22 protein-coding genes and 1 pseudogene are annotated in these 21,415 nt (G+C 60.6%); 9 read left to right on the top strand and 14 right to left on the bottom strand.

All coding sequences use genetic code 11. The annotated features are described in order from the left end of the window. Positions 1-197: 197 nt before the first annotated feature. The 3 genes from hemB to GJU48_RS09340 all read right to left on the bottom strand — a co-directional run bounded on the left by hemB (position 198) and on the right by GJU48_RS09340 (position 2,848). On the bottom strand, positions 198-1,172 hold the full coding sequence (gene hemB, locus GJU48_RS09350) for a porphobilinogen synthase (RefSeq protein ID WP_094952561.1): 975 nt from the start codon (positions 1,170-1,172) through the stop codon (positions 198-200). A gap of 116 nt (positions 1,173-1,288) precedes the next feature. Continuing rightward, complete coding sequence (locus GJU48_RS09345; protein WP_094952560.1) at positions 1,289-2,131, bottom strand: PhzF family phenazine biosynthesis protein; 843 nt, start codon at positions 2,129-2,131, stop codon at positions 1,289-1,291. An 18-nt stretch (positions 2,132-2,149) separates the two neighbouring features. After that, on the bottom strand, positions 2,150-2,848 hold the full coding sequence (locus GJU48_RS09340; protein ID WP_094952559.1) for a glutathione S-transferase N-terminal domain-containing protein: 699 nt from the start codon (positions 2,846-2,848) through the stop codon (positions 2,150-2,152). Positions 2,849-3,102: 254 nt separating this feature from the next. Here GJU48_RS09340 and GJU48_RS09335 point away from each other — a divergent pair, with 254 nt between their 5' ends. Together GJU48_RS09335 and GJU48_RS09330 are read left to right on the top strand one after the other, a co-directional pair. Then, a complete protein-coding gene (locus GJU48_RS09335) occupies positions 3,103-3,804 on the top strand; it encodes a histidine phosphatase family protein (protein WP_094952558.1) in 702 nt (233 codons plus the stop codon). Positions 3,805-3,851: 47 nt separating this feature from the next. Beyond that, positions 3,852-4,907, top strand: a complete 1,056-nt coding sequence (locus tag GJU48_RS09330) for a permease (RefSeq protein ID WP_094952557.1) — start codon at positions 3,852-3,854, stop codon at positions 4,905-4,907. A gap of 131 nt (positions 4,908-5,038) precedes the next feature. Here the strand turns inward: GJU48_RS09330 and mnmH are convergent, their stop codons facing one another. The 4 genes from mnmH to GJU48_RS09310 all read right to left on the bottom strand — a co-directional run bounded on the left by mnmH (position 5,039) and on the right by GJU48_RS09310 (position 8,301). After that, positions 5,039-6,142, bottom strand: a complete 1,104-nt coding sequence (mnmH, locus tag GJU48_RS09325; RefSeq protein WP_094952556.1) for a tRNA 2-selenouridine(34) synthase MnmH — start codon at positions 6,140-6,142, stop codon at positions 5,039-5,041. Continuing rightward, positions 6,142-7,176, bottom strand: coding sequence for a selenide, water dikinase SelD (selD, locus tag GJU48_RS09320; RefSeq protein ID WP_094952555.1), 1,035 nt, complete (start codon positions 7,174-7,176; stop codon positions 6,142-6,144). Before selD ends, mnmH begins: the two co-directional genes overlap by 1 nt. Before the next feature lie 95 nt (positions 7,177-7,271). Then, positions 7,272-8,021: a TerC family protein gene (locus GJU48_RS09315; protein WP_094952554.1), complete on the bottom strand. Its 750-nt coding sequence runs from the start codon at positions 8,019-8,021 to the stop codon at positions 7,272-7,274. Between the two features lie 28 nt (positions 8,022-8,049). Next, entirely contained in the window at positions 8,050-8,301 is a 252-nt protein-coding gene (locus GJU48_RS09310) for a hypothetical protein (RefSeq protein WP_094952553.1), read from the bottom strand. A 134-nt stretch (positions 8,302-8,435) separates the two neighbouring features. On the opposite strand from GJU48_RS09310, the gene nhaR reads away from it, so the two are divergent. Next, a complete protein-coding gene (gene nhaR, locus GJU48_RS09305) occupies positions 8,436-9,338 on the top strand; it encodes a transcriptional activator NhaR (protein ID WP_094952552.1) in 903 nt (300 codons plus the stop codon). A gap of 3 nt (positions 9,339-9,341) precedes the next feature. Here the strand turns inward: nhaR and GJU48_RS09300 are convergent, their stop codons facing one another. Continuing rightward, positions 9,342-10,496, bottom strand: a complete 1,155-nt coding sequence (locus tag GJU48_RS09300; RefSeq protein ID WP_094952551.1) for an MFS transporter — start codon at positions 10,494-10,496, stop codon at positions 9,342-9,344. A gap of 240 nt (positions 10,497-10,736) precedes the next feature. Here GJU48_RS09300 and sstT point away from each other — a divergent pair, with 240 nt between their 5' ends. Further along, on the top strand, positions 10,737-11,957 hold the full coding sequence (gene sstT / locus GJU48_RS09295) for a serine/threonine transporter SstT (protein WP_094952550.1): 1,221 nt from the start codon (positions 10,737-10,739) through the stop codon (positions 11,955-11,957). Positions 11,958-12,033: 76 nt separating this feature from the next. On the opposite strand, the gene GJU48_RS09290 is transcribed toward sstT, so the two are convergent. Further along, positions 12,034-12,543, bottom strand: a complete 510-nt coding sequence (locus tag GJU48_RS09290) for a DUF1993 domain-containing protein (RefSeq protein ID WP_094952549.1) — start codon at positions 12,541-12,543, stop codon at positions 12,034-12,036. A gap of 116 nt (positions 12,544-12,659) precedes the next feature. Here GJU48_RS09290 and GJU48_RS09285 point away from each other — a divergent pair, with 116 nt between their 5' ends. Further along, positions 12,660-13,310, top strand: a complete 651-nt coding sequence (locus GJU48_RS09285; RefSeq protein ID WP_094952548.1) for a YceH family protein — start codon at positions 12,660-12,662, stop codon at positions 13,308-13,310. A 119-nt stretch (positions 13,311-13,429) separates the two neighbouring features. Here the strand turns inward: GJU48_RS09285 and GJU48_RS09280 are convergent, their stop codons facing one another. Further along, on the bottom strand, positions 13,430-14,248 hold the full coding sequence (locus GJU48_RS09280; protein ID WP_094952547.1) for a shikimate 5-dehydrogenase: 819 nt from the start codon (positions 14,246-14,248) through the stop codon (positions 13,430-13,432). Between the two features lie 156 nt (positions 14,249-14,404). Between GJU48_RS09280 and GJU48_RS09275 the strand changes: the two genes are divergently transcribed. From GJU48_RS09275 to GJU48_RS09265, 3 genes are all read left to right on the top strand, one after another. After that, entirely contained in the window at positions 14,405-14,758 is a 354-nt protein-coding gene (locus GJU48_RS09275; protein ID WP_083359188.1) for a hypothetical protein, read from the top strand. A 233-nt stretch (positions 14,759-14,991) separates the two neighbouring features. Next, positions 14,992-15,186, top strand: a complete 195-nt coding sequence (locus GJU48_RS09270; RefSeq protein WP_010211349.1) for a hypothetical protein — start codon at positions 14,992-14,994, stop codon at positions 15,184-15,186. Between the two features lie 94 nt (positions 15,187-15,280). Next, a complete protein-coding gene (locus GJU48_RS09265; protein WP_083359190.1) occupies positions 15,281-15,463 on the top strand; it encodes a hypothetical protein in 183 nt (60 codons plus the stop codon). Between the two features lie 3 nt (positions 15,464-15,466). Here GJU48_RS09265 and GJU48_RS09260 read toward each other — a convergent pair whose 3' ends face one another. Beyond that, positions 15,467-16,534 carry an AI-2E family transporter gene (locus GJU48_RS09260; protein WP_094952546.1) on the bottom strand — a complete coding sequence of 356 codons (1,068 nt, stop codon included), beginning with the start codon at positions 16,532-16,534 and terminating at the stop codon, positions 15,467-15,469. A 358-nt stretch (positions 16,535-16,892) separates the two neighbouring features. On the opposite strand from GJU48_RS09260, the gene trhP reads away from it, so the two are divergent. Then, entirely contained in the window at positions 16,893-18,206 is a 1,314-nt protein-coding gene (gene trhP / locus GJU48_RS09255; RefSeq protein WP_094952545.1) for a prephenate-dependent tRNA uridine(34) hydroxylase TrhP, read from the top strand. Between the two features lie 40 nt (positions 18,207-18,246). Here trhP and GJU48_RS25660 read toward each other — a convergent pair whose 3' ends face one another. The 3 genes and pseudogenes from GJU48_RS25660 to GJU48_RS09245 all read right to left on the bottom strand — a co-directional run bounded on the left by GJU48_RS25660 (position 18,247) and on the right by GJU48_RS09245 (position 21,337). Continuing rightward, positions 18,247-19,002: a methyl-accepting chemotaxis protein gene (locus tag GJU48_RS25660; RefSeq protein ID WP_370004746.1), complete on the bottom strand. Its 756-nt coding sequence runs from the start codon at positions 19,000-19,002 to the stop codon at positions 18,247-18,249. 102 nt (positions 19,003-19,104) lie between these two features. Next, a pseudogene (locus GJU48_RS25655) lies at positions 19,105-19,926 on the bottom strand (cache domain-containing protein); the annotation flags it as partial. Between the two features lie 97 nt (positions 19,927-20,023). Next, positions 20,024-21,337 carry a Na+/H+ antiporter family protein gene (locus GJU48_RS09245; protein ID WP_178119793.1) on the bottom strand — a complete coding sequence of 438 codons (1,314 nt, stop codon included), beginning with the start codon at positions 21,335-21,337 and terminating at the stop codon, positions 20,024-20,026. Positions 21,338-21,415: the final 78 nt, after the last annotated feature.

Genomic DNA, 21,415 nt, shown 5'->3' with positions numbered 1-21,415 from the left:
CCATCTTCAAAACTATGGCAACCTATTTTAGCCCCCCATAACGCACCAACAAAGCTTTATGCAATTTCTCTTATGAAGAAAGTAATCTCACCAACGACATACAGGAGCAACACGACTTCTGCCAGCGCTGGGCAGAATCGGTGTAGATGTAGCCCCGAGACGAGCAGTTCCGCTCGCCACAGGACTACAACCCGATATCAAATCCCCGCCAACGCCAAATCCATCGCAAAGTACGTGAAAATCAAATCCGCCCCCGCGCGTTTGATCGACCCCAACGTCTCCCGCACCACGCGCGCCTCATCAATCGCGCCCGCCTGGGCACCGAATTTGATCATCGCGTATTCACCACTGACCTGATACGCCGCCACCGGCAAGCGCGAGGCTTCGCGGATGTCGCGGATGATGTCGAGGTAGGCACCGGCTGGCTTGACCATCAGCGCATCCGCGCCTTCCTGCTCATCGAGCAGCGATTCGCGCACGGCTTCGCGGCGGTTCATGGGGTTCATCTGGTAGCTTTTACGGTCGCCTTTGAGCGCGCTGCCGCCTGCTTCGCGGAACGGGCCGTAGAGGGCTGAGGCGAATTTGGTGGAGTAGGCCATGATCGGAATATGCGTGAAGCCGGCATCGTCCAGGGCGCGACGGATCGCTTGGACTTGGCCGTCCATGGCGGCGGAAGGCGCGATGACGTCAGCACCGGCGCGGGCGGCGGCCACGGCTTGTTTGCCGAGGTTGACCAGGGTCGCGTCATTGTCGACATGGGCGCCGTGCATCACGCCGCAGTGGCCGTGGTCGGTGTATTCGCAGAAGCAGGTGTCAGACATCACGATCATTTCCGGCACGGCGTCCTTGATGATTGAGGACATGCGCGAGACCAGGCCGCGTTCTTTCCAGGTGTCGCTGCCGTTGGCGTCCAGGTGGTGGGACACGCCGAAGGTCATGACTGACTTGATCCCGGCGCGGGCATAACGCTCGATCTCACCGGCTAGTTTCTTTTCAGGAATACGCTGCACACCCGGCATGCTGGTGATGGGGACGAAGTCGTCGATTTCTTCTTCGACGAAGATCGGCAGCACCAGGTCGTTGAGGGTGAATTCGGTTTCCTGGAACAGACCACGCAACTCCGGGGAGCGGCGCAGGCGGCGTGGACGGGCTTGGGGGAACTGGCTGGTCATGGCTGTCCTAGGTTGCGGCAGAAATAGTTGGGGCGAAAGCTTATGCCCCTTGGCCCCGGCAGCACAAACGCCGAGGGGCCAATAGTGTATTGCGCAGCCCGTAACAATTCATTGATCTAGAGCTGTACGCGCCCTTCGATGCACACCGAAACGGCGCCGCCGATCCAGATTTCATCACCTTGGCGATCGACGCGAATACGCCCGGCGCGCCCAATGGCCGTACCTTGGCTGACTACGTAGCGGCTCGGCGCAAGGCCTTCACCCAGTAACCATTGGGCAATGCCCGCATTCAGGCTGCCGGTGGCCGGGTCTTCCTGGGCGCTGTCGCCCGCGATAAATGCGCGGACTTCGAAGTGCGTGCCCACAGCGTCCCGCGCCGGGTCACAGGGCGCGATGACGCCAATGGCCAACCCATGCAGTTGCGAGTAATCCGGCTGCAGCGCCAGTACTTGTTCGCGATCGGCGAGCATTACTGCCAGCCAGTCCGCGCCATTGTCGACCCATTGGCTACGCACAATGGCGTCGGGTGCCAGGCCGAGCCCCAAGCGCACGCGTTCCAGCAAGGGCGCTTCAACGGCACCGCTACGCAACAACGGCGGAGCTATAAAGGCCAGCTCATCGCCTTCGCGACGGATACGCACCAGGCCGATTTCGCACTCTTGGATAATCTCCTCACCTTTGGGAACGCCCCCCGCTTGCAGCCAGGCATGGCAACTGCCCAGCGTCGGGTGGCCGGCGAATGGCAGCTCTTTGAGCGTGGTGAAAATTCTCACCCGGTAGTCAGCTCGTGGGTCGCGCGGTGTCAGCAAAAACGTGGTTTCGCTGAGGTTGGTCCAGTTGGCGAAACCGGCCATTTGCTGGTCGGTGAGGCTGTCAGCCCCCAACACCACCGCCAGTGGGTTGCCCTTGAGCGAAACGCTGCTGAATACATCCAGTTGCTTAAAATCGAAAGTCGGCATATTTCAACGCTCTTGGGGTCAGGCAGGTATGTTCAGGCCACGGATCACCGCCGGACGTGCGACAAAGCCGTCCAACGCGCGCAGTACGTTCGGGAAATCGGCAATGCCTACCAGGTCGCCGGATTCGTAGAAGCCGATCAGGTTGCGAATCCATGGAAAGGTAGCGATGTCGGCGATGCTGTACTCGTCGCCCATGATCCAGGTGCGGCCCAGCAGGCGTTTTTCCAACACATCCAGCAAGCGCCGGGACTCGGCCACGTAGCGATCACGCGGGCGTTTATCTTCGTAGGCCTTGCCGGCAAATTTGTTGAAGAACCCCACTTGGCCGAACATCGGCCCGATACCGGCCATCTGGAACATCAGCCATTGGAGGGTTTCGTAACGGGTGGCCGGGTCTTCGGAGAGCAATTGGCTGGTTTTCTCCGCCAGGTAGATCAGGATCGCGCCTGACTCGAACAGCGCCAATGGCTGACCGCTCGGGCCATTGGGGTCGATGATCGCGGGGATTTTGTTGTTGGGGTTCAGCGACAAGAACTCAGGCGAAAACTGGTCCTGAGTCTCGAAACTGACCTTGTGCGCTTCATAAGGCAAGCCCAGTTCTTCAAGCATGATGGATACTTTGACGCCGTTGGGCGTAGCCAACGAATACAACTGCAAACGTTCCGGATGCTGGGCAGGCCATTTGCTATTAATCGGAAAAGCGGCGAGTGCGTTCATCAGAAAATCCCCAGGCGCAAAGCTCACATAATAACCACCTACCCAACGTCGTGCATGGGTCATCATTGCGCAACATTGCCACGCTAATCTGGCGCGCAGGCGAACCAAAGTGGCTATATGCACTCTTAACTGCGCCATCACGGTGAAAGGAGACACCCTGTTACAACGACATGGAAAAACCGCAGGGCGCCGCATGCGTCGCTGGGGCCGGGCTTGTCCGCCTTAACCCGATGCACTGAAGACTCGAACCTACAATGAGAATCAAGCCTTTGTGCCTTGCTCGTCGCCTTAAACGTTACTCATACATCATGTTGCCGCTGCTCGTGGTCGGCGGCGCGATCGGTCTGACCCTGGAATCACGAATCAGCAGCGCCGGGCCGGTAGACGGCGTACAAACCCTGGTATTCCTGCGCCACGGCGAAAAACCCGCCGGCGGCCTCGGCCAGCTGAACTGCCAAGGCCTGAACCGCGCCATGAACCTGGCCACCGTGCTACCGCAAAAATTCGGTAATGCCAACTATGTGTTTGCCCCCAACCCGACGCGCAATGTCGAAGAAGGCGAAAAGGACAATTCGTACAGCTACATTCGCCCGTTGATGACCATCAGCCCTAGCGCCATCAAGCTCGGCCTGCCGGTTAACATCAAATTCTCGGCCAACGACACCAGCGACCTCGCTGACGAGCTGGTGGAAGACAAGTACCACAACTCGATCATCTACACCGCCTGGTCCCACGGCTACCTGCCGGAGCTGATCAACAAGGTGGCCAGTGAAGCCTCGGGTGAAAAACACACCATCACCGACGATTGGTCAGGCAGTGACTTCGACACCTTGTATGTACTGACCTTGACCTGGCATAACGGCAAGGCCTCCCTGCTCAGCCGCAACTACAAGCAAGGCCTGGATAACGGCCAGCAGACGTGCCCGGATGCAACGCAGACCGCTGCGGATATCTGACACAGGCGTATGATGCCCCGCTATTGAACCCTCTGCGGACCTGCACCATGCCCAACCTCATCTCTACCCAGCCCAACCGGGGCTGGTCGTTCTGGTGGAAACCAGCGCTGTTCCTGCTGGTGGCCTGCATCGGCCTCTACTACGTGAAGTGGTCGCCCTATTACCTCAAGGCGTTCGTGGCAGCGGATAACCACAGCATCGGCGCCTCGATTCTCAATGATCAGCAAACCGCCCCCCTGACGGCCGCGCTGGCCTATGCCCAAGTGTATTTCCTAGCCATCTGGAAGGCCGCCGTGCTGGCGGTGATTCTGGGTTCGCTGCTGCAAGTGTTGATCCCCCGCGACTGGCTGCTGCGCCTGTTTGGCCGCGCCGGCCTGGGTTCGACCCTGCGCGGCGGGCTGTTCGCCTTGCCGGGCATGATGTGCAGTTGCTGCGCAGCACCGGTGGCGGCGGGCATGCGCCGTCAGCACGTATCGGTAGGCGCCGCACTGGCGTTCTGGATCGCCAACCCGGTCTTGAACCCGGCGACGCTGGTGTTCATGGGCTTTGTGTTGGGCTGGGGCTTTACCGCGTTGCGGTTGGTTGCGGGGATTGTACTGGTGGTCGGCGTGTCCCTGGTGGCACAGCGGATTGCCCGACCCGATCAGGTGCCCGAAGCCGCTTTAGACGCGGTAGCCGACGCTAGCCTGAGCGAATCGCAACCGTTCCTGAGCCGTTGGTTGCGTACCCTGTGGCAGTTGTTCTGGAGCACGATCCCGGTCTATATCCTCGCCGTGCTGGTGTTGGGTGCCGCGCGGGTCTGGCTGTTCCCCCATGTCGACGGGGCCATGGCCAACAGCCTGATGTGGTTGGTACCGCTGGCCATCGTCGGCACACTGTTCGTGATTCCTACAGCAGCTGAGATCCCTATCGTACAAACCATGATGACTCTGGGCATGGGCACCGGCCCGGCCGTGGCCTTGCTGATGACCCTGCCCAGCGTGAGCCTGCCGTCACTGTTGATGCTGCGCAAGGATTTCGATGCGCGGGTGCTGGTGACGGTGGCCGGGCTGACCATGCTGGTGGGTGTGGTGTGTGGGTTGATTGGGGCGGTGATTCTTTAGTTTTCAGGTGAGGCTGAGGGCCTTATCGCAGGCAAGCCAGCGCCCACTTTTTGACCGCGTTTCTACAGAATGAACGCGGTCAAAAATGTGAGAGCAGGCTTGCTCGCGAAAAGGCCCTTAAACCCACTCCATTATGCTGACCTGGCAATGCGCTCGCGCAGGTACTCCACCACCGCGCTCTGCTCGCCCGCAAACTCGATCCGCGCGCCTTTGCTTTCACGCTGGAAGGCGTACATCGGGTCGTAGTACTCGCGCAACAAGCCCTCGATCCACACCCGATGCAGTTCCACCGCACCGCTGCGGGCCTGCTCGGCCAAAGCGTCCTGCAGGATTGCCTGCAACCGCTGGAAGCGCTCGCCGCCCAGGCGTTTGTGGATATTGGCCAAGCTCTGGGTCAGGCGTTCGGCAAACAGCGCCTGGCCATTGTCGCCAAATACCTGGATGAACTCGGCGCAGAGGTCGACCACGTAATCGCGCAGGATTCTTTCGACGCGGCCTTCAATACTGTCTTCCAACCACACCATTGGAAATGTCTGCATGCCCTTGTGCAACGGCAAGGGCAGCGCGCAACTGCCGATCGTGCGACTTTCGTCCTCGACGACAAACTGCTCGACGCCGGCCGCGCGTCTTTTGAGCAGGTCCACGGCCAAGCGGTTTTCGAAGTCGATGTTTGAGGGTTGTGATGTCGCGCGTTTGCCGAAGCTGGAGCCACGATGGTTGGCGTGGCCTTCCAAGTCCAGGGCGTTGCGCAGTTGGCCGAGCACTTCGGTCTTGCCGGTGCCGGTCATGCCGCCCAACAACACGAAATCACACTCTGCCGTGGCGTGCTCCAGCGTCTCCAGCAGAAAGGTACGCATGGCCTTGTAGCCACCGCCCACCCGCGGGTACTCGATACCGGCTTCGGTCTTCAGCCATTGCTGCACGATCTGCGAACGCAGACCGCCGCGAAAACAATACAAATAACCCTCAGGGTTGGCCTTGGCAAACTGCGCCCACTGCTCGATGCGCTCGGCCTTGGTCGCCCCGGACACCAGTTCATGCCCCAAAACGATTGCCGCCTGCTGGCCCTGCTGCTTGTAGCAAGTGCCGACCCGCTGGCGCTCGTCGTCGGTCATCAGCGGCAGGTTGATCACCCCGGGAAATGCGCCCTTGGTGAACTCGATTGGCGCGCGGGTATCCATCATCGGCCGGTCGTTGAGGAAGATGTCGCGGTAGTCGGTGATGTCAGTTGCCATCAAAACACCTCTACCGCGTGGGTCTGTCGCTCAACCAGTTCGCCGATTGGCTCAAGGCTCAGGCCCAGCTCGGCGGCCACCGTGTGGAATTCGGCGTCGCCCTCCGGGGTCACGGCAATCAGCAAGCCGCCGCTGGTTTGTGGGTCGCACAGCACGCGCTTGTGCAGTTCTTGCAGGCGCCCGAGCTTGCTCGAATAGCTGTCGAAGTTGCGCAACGTGCCACCGGGCATGCAACCCTGATCCAGGTAGTCTTCAACCCCCGGCAGGCGTGGGACTTTTTCATACTCGATGCGCGCTGTCAGGCCGCTGCCGTCAGCCATCTCCACGAGATGGCCCAGCAGGCCGAAACCGGTGACATCGGTCATGGCAGTAACGCCCGCCAACTTGCCGAAACGGCTGCCAGGCTTGTTGAGGGTGCACATCCAGTCGCGGGCCAGGCCGATGTCCGCCTCGCGCAACTTGCCCTTCTTCTCGGCGGTGGTGAGGATGCCGATGCCCAGCGGTTTGGTCAGGTACAGCTTGCACCCGGCGGTGGCGGTGTCGTTACGCTTCATATGGCGCTTTTGCACGATGCCGGTGACGGCCAGGCCGAAGATCGGCTCCGGCGCGTCGATGGAGTGCCCACCGGCCAACGGAATGCCGGCGGCGTCGCACACCGAACGGCCGCCACGGATCACTTCGCGGGCGATTTCCGGCGCCAGCACATTCACCGGCCAGCCCAGAATGGCGATGGCCATCAACGGATCGCCGCCCATGGCGTAGATATCGCTGATCGCGTTGGTGGCGGCGATGCGGCCGAAGTCGAAGGGGTCATCGACAATCGGCATGAAAAAGTCGGTGGTGGAGACCACGCCACGCTCGTCGTCGATGGCGTACACCGCCGCGTCGTCGCGTGAGGCGTTGCCTACCCACAGGTTGGGATCCAGGTTCTGTGCGCCGCTGCCGGCGAGGATCACTTCCAGCACCTGGGGTGAAATCTTGCAGCCGCAACCCGCGCCGTGGCTGTACTGGGTGAGGCGAATCGGCTCGTTCATGGTGGACCTCAAGGTAACAAGTGCGCAGATTCTATCAGACAGCAAAAAGCCGGCTGGGCGCTTGTTAGCTCAGCCGGCTTTTTGCGTTTCTAGCGTTACTGCCTGGCGGCGAGCAAACGCTGATGGCGATTGCGTCTTGCGATGTTCAAGCACTCAATCGCTGCCGAGAACGCCATGGCCGCATACACGTAGCCTTTTGGCACATGGGCGCCGAAGCCTTCGGCGATCAGCGTCATGCCGATCATGATCAGGAAGCCCAGGGCCAGCATCACCACGGTCGGGTTGTCGTTGATGAACTTGGCCAGCGGTTCAGCCGCCACCAGCATCACGATCACCGAGACCACCACAGCAATGATCATGATCGGCAAGTGCTCGGTCATGCCCACGGCGGTGATGATGCTGTCGATGGAGAACACCAGGTCGAGCAACAGGATCTGGCCGATGGCCGCAGCAAAGCCAATGGTCACGACGTTACTGACGGACTCCTTCTGCTCCGGCTCCGGGTCCATGCTGTGGTGGATCTCGGTGGTCGCCTTCCACACCAGGAACAGGCCACCGGCGATCAGGATCATGTCCTTCCACGAAAATGCCTGGCCGAAGATTTCGAACACCGGCGCCGTCAACTGCACGATAAACGCAATGGTGCTCAACAGGCCCAGACGTAACACCAGCGCCATGCTGATGCCGATGCGCCGCGCCTTGGCTCGGTGCTTCTCGGGCAATTTGTTGGTGAGGATCGAGATAAAGATCAGGTTATCGATGCCCAGCACGATTTCCATGACGATCAAGGTGGCCAGTGCGACCCAGGCGGTGGGGCTGGCAGCCAGTTGTAAAAGGTAATCCATAGGTCAGTCCTGACGTTGTGCTGGGGAGTTAAGCTTCTTTGCTGCTTGATTCAGATTCTTTTTGTTTCTGATCATCGTTTTTTTCCGGACTGATCAGGCCCTGTGTCGCTTCACTCAATGCCTGTTCGGCAGCTTTATGGGTTTCATCGATAGCCTGCTTGGCGGATTCGGTGGCCTTGCCCAGCACTTGCTGGGCGCTCTTTTCCACCTGATCACAGCCGCTGACCATTACCAATGAAAGCGCAAGCAACGACGCGGCGCCCAGAGAATTGAGTTTCATGATGTATTCCTCGTTAGAACCATTGGGTCCAAATAGTGGCCCCTCGATAGCGAGGCATTCTATGCACGCGAACACTTCAGGAAAATTCGTATTTTTTTCACGTATACTTCGTTTTTTACGAAGTGTAGCCCGCCATGCTCAATTACCGACAGCTGCATTACTTCTGGGTTGTGGCCAAGACCGGCAGCATCGTACGCGCCTGTGAGCAACTTAACCTCACGCCCCAGACCATCAGCGGGCAGATCAGCCTGCTGGAGCAAACCTTTGGTATCGCGTTGTTTCAGCGCGTCGGGCGCCAGTTGGAACTCACCGAAGCCGGGCGCCGCGTCCTGCCCTACGCCGAGCAGATGTTCCAGACCGGCAATGAGTTGGAGGCGTTGTTGCGCGCAGAGCCCAATGAACAGCAGATCCTGTTCCGGGTCGGGGTCGCGGATGTGGTGCCCAAGTCCATCGTGTACCGGCTGATTGCACCGACCATGGAACTGAGCGAGCCGATCCGCATCACCTGCCGCGAGGACAAACTCGAACGTTTATTGGCCGACTTGGCGATCCAGCGCCTGGACCTGGTAATTTCCGACAGCCCCATGCCCACGCACCTGGACATCAAGGGCTACAGCCAGAAACTGGGCGAATGCGGCATCAGTTTTTTCGCCACCCAGGCATTGGCTGACCAATACGGCGGCGATTTCCCACAGTGCTTGCAGGGCGCACCCTTGTTGATTCCGGGTGCAGAAACGGTGGTGCGCAGCCGCTTGCAGCGTTGGTTTGCCGAGCAGCAGATTCAACCGAAGATCATCGGCGAGTTCGACGACAGTGCCTTGATGCAGGCATTTGGCCAATCCGGCAGCGGGATCTTTATCGCGCCCAGCGTGATTGCCGATGAGGTGGTGCGCCAGTACGGCGTGGCGCTGATCGGCCAGACCGATGCGGTCACCGAGTCGTTCTACGCGATCTCGGTGGAGCGCAAGGTCAAGCACCCCGGCATCGTGGCGATTACCGAAGGGGCGCGACGCGAGCTGTTTACCGCCCTGCCCTGATGATCAGGCGCGGGCGGCGGGCGGTTTGGCAATCATCAGCCACAGCGCCAGCAGGATCGACACCAGGATAAACCCGGAGGCGGCAAAGCCCAGACTGCCAAGGCCGAGGGTGTCGATCACATGCCCGCCGACCATCGCCCCCAGGCCAATCCCCAGGTTGGCCCCGGCAATGTTCAACGAGGCGGCAAACGCCGGCGCATGGGGTGCGGCCTTCATCAAGCGCACGTGGCTGACCAGGAACATCGCCGCCTGGGTCACGCCCCACACCGCCATGGCCGCCGCCAGGCCGACCGGTGAGTGAATCGCCGGGACCAAGGCCACCATGCCCGCGATCATGAAGCCGCAGAACACCATGGACGCGATCAACGGGTGGCGATCCACTGCGCGCCCACCCAGGGAGTTGCCGATCAAGCCCACTGCGCCAAAGCCCATCAAGCACCAGCCCACCAGTGTGCCGTCGAAGCCGGCCAGGCGCTCGAGGATGTCCGCCAGGTAGGTGTAGGCGGTGAACATGCCGCTGAACACCAGGATCGACAGCAAAATATGGCCCTGCATCACCGGGTTACGCAGGATCTTGAACTGCGAGCGCAGCGTCACCTGATCGTTCTTCGGTTTTGTCACCGGCAGGTAGATGAACAGCAGCAACGCTTTGGCCAACGCCACGACGGCGAGGATGGCAAACGCGGTGCGCCAGCCGAACATGTCGGAAATCAAGGTGCCCACGGGGATGCCGAACACCGTGGCGCAGACGATGCCGAAACCAATCTTTTCGATGGCGCGCCCGGCGTATTCCGGGCCGACGATGTCCACCGCGGTTTCACTGGCCAAGGCCCAGAACACCGGCAACCCTAGCGCCGGAATCAACCGTGCAAAGGCCATCACCCAAATATTCGGCGCCAATGCCGCCACGGTATTGGCCACCCCGAACATGATCAGGATGCTGATAAACAGCCGTTTGCGTGGGAAGCGTGCGAAGTACGCCGTGAGAAACGGGCCGAACGCCGCCACGGTAAAGGCGAACAGGGTCACCAGCAGCCCGGCCTGGGACACGCTGACATGCAAGTCCCGGGCAATGGCCGGCAACAGGCCGACGATGATGAATTCTGTGGTCAGCACAGTAAAGCCGGCAGCCGACAGCAGCAGGATGGGAAACAGCATGAAAACTCCAGAAACGACGACATCAACGACAGCCCGAAGGGCTCGCTGACGGATAGGAAAGTTGAGAGGCGAGAATGTTAACAGAGTATGTCGGGATATGGCCAAAGCCTACGGCCGCGGTGACGGAATGTCGCACTGAACGGGACGCTTCCTACAGCATGTTAGACTTTGCGCCTGCTTTCATCTGCGCTTCCTGCCTGCAATGCTGCTTCCCATTAAAAGAACTAGAGACAACTGTTTATGACTGCCGCCCCTTCCCTCTTCCAGCGCCTGACCCGCGTCAGCCTGGTCACGCAAATCCTCATCGGCCTGGTCGCCGGCATACTGTTGGCCCTGCTGTTGCCCGAGGCAGCCAAGGCCAGCGGTTTTATCGGCAAGGTGTTTGTCGCCGCGCTCAAGGCCGTGGCGCCGATCCTGGTGTTTGTGCTGGTGATGGCTTCGATTGCCGGCCATAAACATGGCCAGGAAACCCATATCAAGCCGATCCTGTTCCTGTACTTGCTGGGCACCTTTGCGGCTGCCGTCGTCGCGGTGGTGGGCAGCACGCTGTTCCCCTCGACGCTGGTACTGGCCTCCCATGACCTCACCGTCAGCGCCCCCGGCGGTATCGGCGAGGTCCTGCAAAGCTTGCTGCTCAGCGTGGTGGATAACCCAGTCAGTGCGCTGATGAATGCCAATTTCATCGGCATCCTGGCCTGGGCCATCGGCATGGGCATAGCGATTCGCCATGCTGGCGAGACGACCCGCACGGTGCTGGATGACCTGTCCAACGGGGTAACGCTGATTGTGCGCGTGGTGATTCGCTTCGCACCGTTGGGTATCTTCGGCCTGGTGGCCTCGACCCTGGCCACTTCCGGTTTCGGCGCCCTGCTCGGCTACGCGCACCTGCTGGCGGTGCTGATCGGCTGCATGCTGTTCGTGGCGTTGGTGGTCAACCCGGCTATCGTGTTCTGGAAACTGCGCCGTAACCCGTACCCGCTGGTGCTGTTGTGCCTGCGCGAAAGCGGCATCACCGCGTTCTTTACTCGCAGCTCCGCGGCGAATATCCCGGTGAACCTGGCGTTGAGCAAACGCCTGGGCCTGCATGAAGACACCTACTCGGTGTCGATCCCGCTGGGTGCCACCATCAACATGGCCGGTGCCGCGACGACCATCACCGTGTTGACCCTGGCGGCCGTGCACACCCTCGGGATTGCCGTCGACCTGCCGACCGCCGTGCTGCTCAGCGTGGTCGCGGCGGTGTGTGCCTGTGGCGCATCGGGTGTGGCCGGCGGTTCGCTGTTGCTGATTCCCTTGGCATGCAGCCTGTTTGGTATTCCCAGCGAGATCGCCATGCAGGTGGTGGCCGTCGGTTTTATTATCGGCGTGCTGCAGGATTCGGCGGAAACCGCACTCAACTCGTCCACCGATGTGCTGTTTACTGCGGCGGCGTGCCTGGGCAAGGAAGAGCAACCGGCTTAACGCTCAGGCACAAAAAAGCCCGGGGAGGTTCATTGAAGAACCACCCCGGGCTTTTTTTGGCTTGGAAAGCGGCTATTTAGAAAGAGCCCATGTAATCGCGCTTGCCCACTTCCACACCGTTGTGACGCAACAAGGCGTAAGCGGTGGTGACGTGGAAGAAGAACTGCGGCAGGCCGTAGGTCAGCAGGTAGGACTGGCCGCTGAAGCGCTTCTCTTTCGGCGTGCCTGGGCGGGTGATGATCTCGATGCCTTCCTTGCCGTCGACTTGCTCAGGCTTGATGGTGTCGACAAATGCCAGCACCTTGGCGATCAGTGCCTGCAGGTCGGCAAAGGTCACTTCGCTGTCTTCGTACTTCGGCACTTCGATCTCGGCCAGGCGTGCGGAAACACCCTTGGCGAAGTCGACGGCGATCTGCACCTGGCGTACCAGTTGGAACATGTCCGGGAACAGACGCGCTTGCAGCAGTGCGTTCGGCTCGATGTTCTTGGCGGTGGCGTGGGCTTCGGCTTTGTTCAGCACATCGCTCAGGGCGTTGAGCATTTGCTTGAAGACCGGGATGGAGGCGGCGTACAGGGAAATAGTCATGACAGTCTCGCGGTTATGGCAGGGTTTGGAACCAGCGGCGATTATAGACATGCCAGCTGCTTGTCTTTTATTTTTTCCAGCTTAGGCTAGTGCATTCACTGCATAGGGAAAGCGCGATGACCGCCGAGCACGACACCGAGACCCCTGAGCCGCGCCTGAACAGCACGGAAATCCGCATCCTGGGCTGCCTGATCGAAAAACAGGCGACCAACCCGGAAACCTACCCCCTGACCCTCAACGCCCTGGTGCTGGCCTGTAACCAGAAGACCAGCCGCGAGCCGGTGACCAACCTCAGCCAAGGCCAGGTCGGCCAAAGCCTGCGCGCGCTGGAAGGCCAGGGCTTTACCCGCCTGGTGATGGGCAGCCGCGCCGACCGTTGGGAGCATCGCGTGGACAAGGCGCTGGAGCTGGTACCGGCACAGGTGATCCTGATCGGGCTGCTGTTCCTGCGCGGGCCGCAAACCGTCAATGAGCTGCTGACCCGCAGCGGGCGCATGCATGACTTTGAAGATGCCGAGCAGGTCGTGCACCAGCTGGAGCGCCTGATTGCGCGCGGGCTGGCGGTGCTGGTGCCGAAACAGGCGGGGCAGCGGGAAGACCGGTATACCCACGCGCTGGGGGATCCGGCGGATATCGAGGTGATTCTGGCGGCGCGCGGGAGTCCGGTGGAGCGGTCGGCTGGTGCAGTCTCTCTGGATCGTATCGAAGAGCTTGAAGCCAGGATTGCTGCGTTGGAAGAGCGCCTGGCCCAGCTGGAACAGGCTTAACTCGGTCAAACATGTGGGAGCGGTCTTGCTCGCGAAAGCGGCTAATCAGTCGGTTCATCTATTGACTGACACACCGCCTTCGCGAGCAAGCCCGCTCCCACATTGACTATGTACAAGGCTTAGCCTCGGGCGAAGGCCACTGCCGCCTTAAACTGCTCATCAGTCGGCCGCACGCCGGTGTACAGCACAAACTGCTCCAACGCCTGGATCGCGATCACTTCCAGCCCGGTAATCACGCGTTTGCCTTTGGCACGCCCGCGCACGATCAGCGGCGTTTCGGCGGGGATCGCCACCACATCAAATAGCGTATCGGCCGCATCCACAGCCTCAGCGTCAAACGCCAATTGATTCGCCTGCGCCCCACCGCTCATGCCGATCGGCGTCACGTTGACCAACATCTGCGGGCGCAGGTCACCCAATTCCGGCAGCCATTCATACCCCAAGTTCTGGGCCAACGCCCGGCCCGCTGCCTCGTTACGCGCCACAATCACGCCGTTGGCGTAACCGCCGTCGCGCAAAGCGCTGGCCACGGCCTTGCCCATGCCGCCGCTGCCACGCAGGGCAAAGGTCGAATCCTTCGGTACCGCGTGCTTTTTCAGCAGTTGTTCGACAGCGATGTAGTCCGTGTTGTAGGCCTTGAGGTGGCCATTGGTGTTGACGATGGTATTGAGGGAGGTGATGGCCTTGACCGAGTCGTCCAGCTCATCGACCAGGGCAATGCTGGCCTCCTTGAACGGCATGGAAACACCGCAGCCGCGCACGCCCAACGCGCGTATACCGCCGATCGCGCCGGGTAAATCCTGGCTGCTGAAGGCCTTATAGTAGAAGTTCAGACCCAGCTGTTCATACAGATGGTTATGGAAACGCAAGCCAAAATTTCCAGGGCGCGCCGACAATGACATGCACAGTTGGGTGTCCTTGTTGGGGTGCATCTGCATGGGTAACTCCTTTGAGTAAGCAATTGGGTACAGACCTTACACAACCTTTACCTATCGGCTGTGCTGTTTTTCAGAAACACGCTGTCTTAAAAGTATCCCCGCGACAATCCTTGAGTCTATTGATTGCAGACCACAAGCGCAGGGGCTAACCGAGGAATGACCATGATTCGTAAAATCCCCAAGATCGCCTTGCTTATCGGTGCACTCGCTATGGCAGGCCAAGCCTCCGCCCACGGTGGTGGATGGGGTGGCCCGGCCGTCTTGGGTGCGTTAGTGGGCGCAGCTGTCGTGGGCTCCGTGGTTGCCAGCCAACCGCGTGAGGTTTACGTGCAGCAGCCGGTGTACGTCCAGCCGCAGCCGGTGTATGCCGCTCCGCCGCCGGTCTACTACGCACCGCCACCGCCGGTGTATGTGCAACAGCAGGTTTATTACCGCCCGGCGCCGGTCTATTACGGCCCACCGCGTGGCTACTACGGCCCTCCCCACGGCTATTACCGTCGCGGCTGGTAACACTTAACTGACATGACAGGCACAGGCCTCGCCTACACGCGGGGCCTTTTTTTTGCCCGCAAAGTCCGGATTTAGAGTGCCAAGGTCGCTATGAGGACAATGGCATGGCCGTAATCGCACATCATTAAGGCCAATGTCTACTTGCCGGGCCGATACTCGCGCTGTCATGTTTACGTCACGAAACAGTCTCACAATTGACCCTGTCCACCCAATAACAACAAGGACGACTGACCATGCCCACGCAGAACCCACACCGCACCGCCGGCCTGTGTACCTCCAGTAAGGTCTACAGCGCACTCACCGAACTCAAGCACCTGGAAGGCCACCGCAGCGCGAAGTTCCTGGCTTTGCTGGCAGAAAACCTGGTGCGCAAGGGCCTGCTCAGTGAGCAGGAAGTGGTGAACATGCTGGATCAGGTCGTGGATTGACGCTTAGCGTTGATGTCGACTATCGAGCCAGGTGATTTTTCCTGCGTGCATTCACCGCTTAAGGTGGCCTCCATAGCAATCGGAGGTATCTATCATGCCCACTGTCCAGATCATGTCCGTCATCGGCAGCGCCGTCCCCGCCTCTCTTCGCGAGCATGGATTACTGGCCTGCTGGTACCTGGTACGCGATGGCGAGCCCATCAGCGGCCCGCTCACCTCGTTATCCGCCGCACAAAAACAGCTGCAACAAGCGTCCACGTTCAGGCTGCACGCGTGATGCTCAAGGCAGCGGCAGCTTGACCCGCGGCTTGCTCTCCACAAACAGCGCCCAGCTGGACATGAACAACGCCGCCACCAGCGGCCCGATCACAAACCCGTTCAGGCCAAACACCGACAGGCCGCCCAGGGTCGAGATCAGGATCAAATAGTCGGGCATTTTAGTGTCCTTGCCCACCAGGATCGGACGCAGCACGTTGTCCACCAACCCGATCACAAATACGCCGAACAACGCCAGCACCACGCCCTGCCAGATCGAACCGCTCAACAGGAAGTAGGCGGCCACCGGCCCCCACACAATCCCCGCGCCCACCGCCGGCAGCAGTGACAGAAACGCCATCAACACCGCCCAGAGCAAGGCACTGGGAATGTCCAGAAACCAGAAGATCAAACCGCCCAGCGCGCCTTGGGTCACGGCCACCAATACGTTGCCTTTGACTGTGGCCCGCACCACCCGGTTGAACTTGAGCTGCAAGCGACGCTTTTGCGGCTCGGCCAGCGGCACCGCCGTGCGCACCTTGCGTACCAGCTCGGGGCCATCACGCAGCAGGAAAAACAACAGATACAGCATGATGAAAAAGCTCACCAGGAAATCAAACGTGCCCTGGCCGAAGCTGAATGCCTGGGTCGCAAAGAACTGGCTGCCTTGCATCGCGCTCTTGACGATTTTCTCCCGCAGGCCTTCCAGGTTGCCCATGCCGAAACGGTCCAGCAGGTGCTGAAAGTACGGCGGCAGCACGTTCTTGAACTGCTCGATGTACCCGGCCACATCCAATTTGCCGCTTTCGATGTTTTTGTAGAGGGTCGCGCCCTCTTGCACCAGCAATATGCTGGTGATGATCACCGGCAGAATCGCAATGATCAGGCACACCGTCAGGGTCGCCAGCGACGTCAGGTTGCGGTTCCAACTGAACCGCTGTTGCAGGCGCCGCTGCATCGGGGCAAAGATAATGCCGAGGATCACCGCCCAGAACACCGCGCCGTAGAACGGCAGCAATATCCAGATGAAGGCGATGGTCACCAAGGCCAGCAGCAACAGCAGGGTTTTGAATTGCAGGTTGGTTTGATTCATGTCCGGTCCATGTCAGAAAAGCAAAGGCCCTGTGTAGGCCCTGTTGCTTAGTCCGCAGCCAATCCTGGGAGTGCCCTTGATTCTCCAACCAGCATAGACGGCCTGATTCAAGGGCTTGAAGCCTGAGTCTTCGCACTCGCCCTGCGCATCAATCAAGTCATGATAAAAAATCAGCAAAGGCCGACCTGGATCAATTCCAACCAGCATAGACGGCCTGATTCAAGGGCTTGAAGCCTGAGTCTTCGCACTCGCCCTGCGCATCAATCAAGTCATGATAAAAAATCAGCAAAGGCCGACCTGGATCAATAAATCCCACCTCAAGCTCCACTACCCTCGCGACCTTTTGCGACGTGAGCCCATGCCCCCTGTGATCGCCCCCGAACTGCTCGCCCCCGCCGGCACCCTGAAAAACATGCGCTACGCCTTCGCCTACGGCGCCGACGCGGTCTACGCCGGCCAGCCGCGCTACAGCCTGCGCGTACGCAACAACGAATTCGACCACGCCCACCTGGCCCTCGGCATCCAGGAAGCCCACGCGATGGGCAAGCGCTTCTACGTGGTGGTGAACATCGCGCCGCACAACGCCAAGCTCAAGACCTTCCTCAAGGACCTGGCGCCGGTGATCGCCATGGGCCCGGATGCGCTGATCATGTCCGACCCAGGCCTGATCATGCTGGTGCGCCGCCACTTCCCGCTGATGCCGATTCACTTGTCGGTGCAGGCCAATACCGTGAATTGGGCCAGCGTGGAGTTCTGGCAGCAGCAAGGCATCTGCCGGGTGATTCTGTCACGCGAGCTGTCGTTGGAAGAGATCGACGAGATCCGCCAGCAGGTGCCGACCATGGAGCTGGAAGTGTTCGTGCACGGCACCTTGTGCATGGCCTATTCCGGGCGCTGTTTGTTGTCCGGCTATATGAACAAACGCGATGCCAACCAAGGCACCTGCACCAACGCGTGCCGTTGGAAGTACCAGGCCACGCCGGCCGTGGAAAACGCCACGGGCGAGATCGTCCAGCAATTCCAGCCGACCTTGGGCATCGGCGCGCCGACCGATCAAGTATTCCTGTTGCAGGAAGCCAACCGCCCTGATGAGCACATGCCCGCGTTCGAGGATGAACACGGCACCTACATCATGAACGCCAAGGACCTGCGCGCCGTGCAGCACGTGGAGCGCCTGACGCACATGGGCGTGCATTCGCTGAAGATCGAAGGCCGCACCAAATCGCATTTCTACTGCGCACGCACCACCCAGGTGTATCGCCAGGCCATCGATGACGCGGTGGCCGGCCGCGCATTTGACCGCACCCTGATGACCGACCTGGAATCCCTGGCCCAGCGCGGCTACACCGAAGGTTTCCTGCGCCGCCACGTGCACGACGAATACCAGAACTACCAGAACGGCAGTTCAGTCTCGGAGCGCCAGCAGTTTGTCGGGGAATTGACCGGCGAACGCCGTGGCGAGCTGGCCGAGGTCAAGGTCAAGAATCGCTTCGCCGTGGGCAACCACCTCGAACTGATGACCCCCGCCGGCAACTTTCACTTTGACCTGGCCACGCTGCACAACGCCAAGGGCGAAGCCATCGAGGTGGCGCCGGGCGATGGGCACACAGTGTATGTGCCGCTCCCGGCCGAGATGGACCTGCGCTTCGGCCTGCTGATGCGCGACCTCTAACCCGGCGCCACGTAAATAACGGCCTCCCGGCTACTGAAGATCAGATCCTGAACTGCCCCACCAATTGCCCCAAGCGCTGGCCCAAATCCGCCAGGCTGCGTGAGGTCTGGGCGCCCAGTTGGGTTTCGTCGGCCACGCTGTCCACCGCCACGGCTATCTGATGCACGCTGCGGTTGATCTCTTCGGCCACGGCGGTCTGCTCTTCGGCGGCGCTGGCGATTTGCGCGTTCATTGAGTTGATGGTGCCGATCAGTTGGGCCATGGTGTCCAGCGACGCCCCGGCCTGGTTGGCCTGGGCCGAGGTGCCGTCGCCGGCATCGCTGGAGCGGCGCATCGCGTCCACGGCGGCTTCGGTGCCTTTTTGCAGGCGGTCGATCATGCCCTGGATTTCCTGGGTGCTGGTCTGGGTGCGGCTGGCCAGGGCGCGCACTTCGTCGGCGACCACGGCAAAACCGCGCCCGGCCTCACCGGCCCGCGCGGCTTCGATGGCGGCGTTGAGCGCCAGCAGGTTGGTCTGTTCAGCAATCGAGCGGATCACCCCGAGCACGCTGACAATCGACGACACATCCTGCTGCAGGCTGTCGAGGGACACGCCGCTGCTGCGAATGTCGTTCACCAGCGCATGGATCTGCGCGATGCTGCCGTCTACCACGCGCTTGGCCGCCTGGCCCTCGGCGTCGGTCTGTTGCGCAGCGACGGCGGCGCCCTGGGCACTGCGGGCGACTTCGTGGGCCGCGGAGGACATCTGGTTAATGGCCGTGGCCACTTGGTCCGTTTCGTGACGCTGGCGCTCCATCGCGGTTTCCGAGCGTTGGGCTTGCTCAGACACCTGCCCGACCAGCCCGGTGAGCTGCGAGGTCATCTCGGTGATCTGGCGCACCAGCCCGTGGATCTTGTCGACAAACCGGTTGAACGCACCGGCCAGGTCGCCCAGTTCATCTTGGCTGGTGATCGCCAGACGGCGGGTCAAGTCACCCTCGCCCGCCGCGATATCGTCGAGGTTGGCTTTCATCAAGCTCAACGGACGCAGGATGGTATTGGCCGTCACCATGCCCACGGCGGCAATCACCAGCAACACCACCACAGCGACACCAAGAATGCTCAGCAGCACGCCTTCCATGCGTTTCTCAACCTTGGCTTCGACCACCGCCACCTGGGCTTCGATACCATCGAGGTTCACCGAGGTACCAATCACCATGTCCCACTTGGGCAGGTATTCGGTGTAGCCGAGCTTGGGCACCAGTTCACTCTGGCCGGGCTGGGTCGAGCTGTATTGCAGGTAGTGAGTGCCATCCTTGCCGACCTTGACCAGGTCGCGGTTGACGTAGACGCCGTTAGGGTCGCGGTTGTCCTTGAAGCTCTTGCCCACGCCGTCCGGGCTGTTGCCCTTGAACAGGCGAATGGTCTCGGAGTCGTAGCCGAAAAAGTAACCGTCCTTGCCGTAGGTGGTGTTGGAGAGCAACTTGACCACCTCAGCCCGCGCGGCGGTATCACCAGGGGCGGCAGCGTCGTAGAGCGGTTTGACGGTGGTCATGGCCACTTCTACATAGCTTTGCAGGGTGGCCTTGGCGTTGTTGAGCAGGCGCTGGCGGGTTTCATCCACCTCGTTGCGCGCCTGGCCCTGGAGGATCCACACGGTGGTCAGGCTGATGACCACAGCAAACAACAACACCGGCACGACGGCGAGGGACAGGACTTTGGCCTTCAAGCTCAGACGCATGGCATTTCTCTCTTATTAGGGGCGACTTGAGAGGTTAACGGCCAACTGCCTGGATTCTAAAGGACTCAAACGACGTGTCGCCGAGCTCACCCTTCAGCTATATCGCTGCCAGCCACCCAAACGCCAACAACGGAATGTTGTAGTGCAAGAAGGTCGGCACCACTGTGTCCCAGATGTGATGGTGCTGACCATCAATATTGAGCCCAGAGGTCGGCCCGAGGGTGGAATCCGACGCAGGCGAGCCAGCATCGCCAAGCGCACCTGCGGTGCCGACGATGCACACAATGGCCAGCGGGCTGAACCCCAGTTGCACACACAACGGCACAAAAATCGCCGCAAGAATCGGCACCGTGGAAAACGACGAACCAATGCCCATCGTCACCAGCAGCCCCACCAGCAACATCAGCAACGCGCCCACGCCACGGCTGTGGCCGATAAACGCCGCCGAGGCTTCCACCAGCGAGCGCACGTCACCGGTGGCCTTGAGCACTTCGGCAAAGCCCGAGGAGGCGATCATGATGAAGCCGATCATCGCCATCATCTTCATGCCTTCGGTGAACAAATCGTCGGTTTCGCGCCAGCGCACAATGCCCGACACCGAAAAGATCAGGAACCCAGCCAGGGCGCCGATGATCATCGAGTCCAGCCACAGCTGAATGATGAACGCCGAAGCAATCGCCAGCCCGGCCACCAGCAGGGTCAGCGGGTTGTACTGCACTGCCACCTGCTCGACCCGCTCGATTTTCTCCAGGTCGTACACGCGTTTTTTGCGGTAACTGACAAACACCGCCACCAGCAAGCCAACCACCATGCCCAGCGCCGGTAGGCCCATGGCGTGGGTGACGTTGACCTGGCTGATGTCCACGCCGCTCTTGGCCACGTTGGCCAGCAGGATCTGGTTGAGAAAGATATTGCCGAAGCCCACCGGCAGGAACATATACGGGGTGATCAGGCCGAAGGTCATTACACAGGCGATCAGCCGGCGGTCCAGTTGCAGCTTGGTCAGCACGTATAACAGTGGCGGCACCAGCAGCGGGATAAATGCGATGTGGATCGGCAGGATGTTCTGCGAGGCAATCGCCACCACCCACAACAGGCCGATCAGCAGCCATTTGACGTGGCTGCCGCCGGTGGCTTCCTGGCGGTCCACCAGCGTCAACGCCTTGTCCGCCAGGGCATGGGCCAGGCCGGACTTGGCAATCGCCACCGCGAAAGCGCCGAGCAAGGCGTAGGACAACGCCACGGTCGCGCCGCCACCCAAACCGCCGTTGAAGGCCTTGAGCGTGGCCTCAATGCCCAGGCCACCGGTCAAGCCACCCACCAGGGCGCCAACAATGATGGCGATGACCACATGCACGCGGGACAAACTGAGCACCAGCATGGTGCCGACCGCGGCGATGACTGCGTTAATCATGGTTACCTCAAGACAGAAACATAAAAACAGGCATGCCCGCTTCCGAGCGGCCATGGGGTTGGCTGCCGGCGTGCA

Source organism: Pseudomonas sp. IB20, from assembly GCF_009707325.1.
Lineage (GTDB): Bacteria > Pseudomonadota > Gammaproteobacteria > Pseudomonadales > Pseudomonadaceae > Aquipseudomonas.
Note: the sequence above shows the minus strand (reverse complement) of the source record. Positions and strands in the feature narration are given on the sequence as shown.